This is a genomic window from Ruegeria sp. AD9 (genome assembly GCF_056542305.1).
Map to the genome: position 1 here is coordinate 1 of NZ_JBQFZP010000053.1, position 1,895 is coordinate 1,895.

At 63.6% G+C, this 1,895-nt stretch carries 1 protein-coding gene; it reads left to right on the top strand.

Annotation, left to right across the window (positions count from 1 at the left end):
* Positions 1-7: 7 nt before the first annotated feature.
* Positions 8-1,783, top strand: a complete 1,776-nt coding sequence (xsc, locus tag ACR0AM_RS21540) for a sulfoacetaldehyde acetyltransferase (RefSeq protein ID WP_209508319.1) — start codon at positions 8-10, stop codon at positions 1,781-1,783.
* Positions 1,784-1,895 lie beyond the last annotated feature (112 nt).

The following is a 1,895-nucleotide window of genomic DNA, read 5'->3' on the forward strand; positions in this document are numbered from 1 at the left end:
CACCCCTATGAAGATGACGACGGAAGAGGCCTTTGTTAAGGTTTTGCAGATGCATGGTATTGAACATGCGTTTGGGATCATTGGCTCTGCGATGATGCCGATTTCGGATCTGTTTCCGAAGGCTGGGATCATGTTCTGGGACTGTGCGCATGAGGGCAGCGCGGGGATGATGGCGGATGGCTACACCCGGGCGACCGGCAAGATGTCGATGATGATCGCGCAGAACGGCCCGGGCATCACCAACTTTGTGACCGCCGTCAAGACTGCCTACTGGAACCACACCCCGCTTCTGCTGGTGACCCCGCAGGCGGCCAACAAGACCATCGGTCAGGGGGGCTTTCAGGAAGTCGAGCAGATGAAGCTGTTCGAGGACATGGTCGCCTATCAGGAAGAGGTCCGCGACCCGACCCGCGTCTGCGAGGTTCTGAACCGTGTGATCATGCAGGCCAAGCGCGCCAGCGCCCCGGCCCAGCTGAACATCCCGCGCGACATGTGGACCCAGGTTGTCGATATCGACCTGCCCGCCATTGTCGAGTTCGAGCGCCCCTCGGGTGGCGAAACCGCCGTGGCCCAGGCGGCCGAGCTGCTGTCGAACGCCAGAAACCCTGTCATTCTGAACGGCGCCGGTGTGGTTCTGGCCGAAGGCGGCATCGAGGCGTCGAAAGCGCTGGCCGAGCGCCTGGATGCGCCGGTCTGCGTCGGCTACCAGCACAATGACGCCTTCCCGGGCAGCCACCCGCTGTTTGCCGGTCCGCTGGGCTATAACGGTTCGAAAGCGGGGATGGAGCTGATCAGCGAGGCGGATGTTGTCCTGTGCCTCGGCACCCGTCTGAACCCGTTCTCGACCCTGCCGGGCTATGGCATCAACTACTGGCCCGCGGATGCCAAGATCATCCAGGTTGACATCAACCCTGACCGTATCGGCCTGACCAAAGCGGTCAGCGTCGGCATCATCGGCGACGCCGCCAAGGTGGCAAAGGGCATTCTGGCCCAGCTGAGCGACACCGCCGGTGACGAAGGCCGCAAGGAGCGCAAAGAGCGCATCGCGCAGAAGAAATCGGCCTGGGCGCAGGAACTGACCTCGATGACCCATGAGGATGACGATCCGGGCACCACTTGGAACCAGCGCGCCCGCGCGGCCAAGCCCGACTGGATGAGCCCGCGCATGGCGTGGCGCGCCATTCAGGCGGCGCTGCCGAAAGAGGCGATCATCAGCTCGGACATTGGCAACAACTGCGCCATCGGCAACGCCTATCCGTCGTTTGAAGAGGGTCGCAAATACCTGGCGCCGGGCCTGTTCGGCCCCTGCGGCTATGGCCTGCCCGCCGTTGTCGGTGCCAAGATCGGCTGCCCGGATGTTCCGGTTGTGGGCTTTGCCGGTGACGGTGCCTTTGGCATCGCGGTGAACGAGTTGACCGCGATCGGCCGCGAGGAATGGCCCGCCGTGACCCAGATCGTGTTCCGCAACTACCAGTGGGGCGCGGAAAAGCGCAACTCGACCCTGTGGTTCGACGACAACTTCGTGGGCACCGAGCTGGACACCAAGGTGTCTTATGCCGGTATCGCGCAGGCCTGTGGCCTGAAAGGCGTTGTCGCGCGCACCCAGGACGAGCTGACCGCGGCGCTGAACCAGGCGATCGAGGACCAGAAGAACGGCATCACCACGCTGATCGAGGCCCTGATCAACCAGGAGCTTGGCGAGCCTTTCCGCCGCGACGCGATGAAAAAACCCGTCGCAGTCGCCGGCATCAGCGCCGATGACATGAAAGCGCAGGGCGCTTAACCCCAGGACGAGGCCGGAGCACATGACCCTGACACCCGTCGAGCTGTTGCGGCAAAACGCTCCGGCCACCCGTCCCATAATCGCCCTCAGCGAAGGCAACGACCCCCGCATC

Excerpts from the sequence above, each read along its gene's own strand:
- xsc (WP_209508319.1), top strand. The coding sequence starts at position 8 with ATGAAGATGACGACGGAAGAGGCCTTTGTTAAGGTTTTGCAGATGCAT.